This is a genomic window from Paractinoplanes toevensis (assembly GCF_018332695.1).
Taxonomy (GTDB): Bacteria; Actinomycetota; Actinomycetes; order Mycobacteriales; family Micromonosporaceae; genus Actinoplanes; species Actinoplanes toevensis.
Window position 1 is genome coordinate 1 of record NZ_BOQN01000279.1, and the last position, 999, is coordinate 999.

At 70.4% G+C, this 999-nt stretch carries 1 protein-coding gene and 1 pseudogene; both read left to right on the forward strand.

The features are described from left to right. Window positions 1-277: pseudogene (locus tag Ato02nite_RS51210) on the forward strand (thymidine phosphorylase); the annotation flags it as partial. Window positions 278-283: 6 nt separating this feature from the next. Further along, window positions 284-964, forward strand: a complete 681-nt coding sequence (locus tag Ato02nite_RS51215) for a DUF4272 domain-containing protein (RefSeq protein ID WP_213014002.1) — start codon at window positions 284-286, stop codon at window positions 962-964. Window positions 965-999 lie beyond the last annotated feature (35 nt).

Consider the following 999-nt stretch of genomic DNA (forward strand, 5'->3'; position numbering starts at 1 on the left):
CGGCGTCGTCACGGCCGTCGACGCGTACGGAATCGGGGTTGCCGCCTGGCGTCTCGGCGCCGGCCGGGCCCGCAAGGAGGATCCGGTCAGCCTCGGCGCCGGGATCCTGCTCAAGGTGAAACCCGGGCATCGGGTGCGCGCGGGTGACGTGCTGCTCGAGCTGCGTGCCGATGACGGCGCCCGGATCGAAGCCGCGCGGGCCGAAGCGGCAGCGGCCGTTTCGGTCGGAGAGGCCGCGCCCGCACTTACCCCCCTGGTGCTCGACCGCATAGCCTGACGCACCATGACGAAGGCCGCACCCGACCCGCGCGCGGTCCGCGAGGCCAGCCTCGACGAGATCGAGCGGCTGGGCCTGCCGCTGCCACCGCCCGGCTTCCCGCTGATCTGGGAGCCGGGCGACACGATCGAGCTGCGTCCGACCCTGGACATCGAGGCGCGGTGCGCGGTGCTGCACGTGGTCGTGGCGCGATGCTTCGGGATGCCCACCGAGATCGCGATGGGCTGGCTGCTCGGCTCGCACCTGGTCGATCTGGTGACGCCGCCGGAATGGCAGTTCGTGATCGGCGCCAAGGGTGACCACCGGTCGTTCGTGCTGCACCACGACGCGGTCTTCGCGCTGGCCTGGCTGCTGGGCCTGAGCCGGCACCTGGATCCGACGGCCCCGCCCGAGGACCGGTTGATGTCGCAGATGCCGGATCTGCCGGCTGGGGAGACGTTCGGCAGCTGGCGATCCCGGTCACTCATGTCACCGCGCGATCCGATCGAGGCGGCCGTCCTGCTCGACCTCTACTACTGCCTGGACTGGGCGTTCCAGGAGGCGGAGCGGCTCGGCGTGGACCTGCCGGGGGAGATCGGCAGCAACGCGATCGGCCAGCGCCGGTGGGCCTTGGAGTGGGCGATCGTCTTCCAGGGTCCCTACCACGACAAACCGCCCGACTGGGAAGAAGTCGACCTTTCGGTCTAGACACCTTTTGAGGTGAGGTCGCGAGAATCAAACCC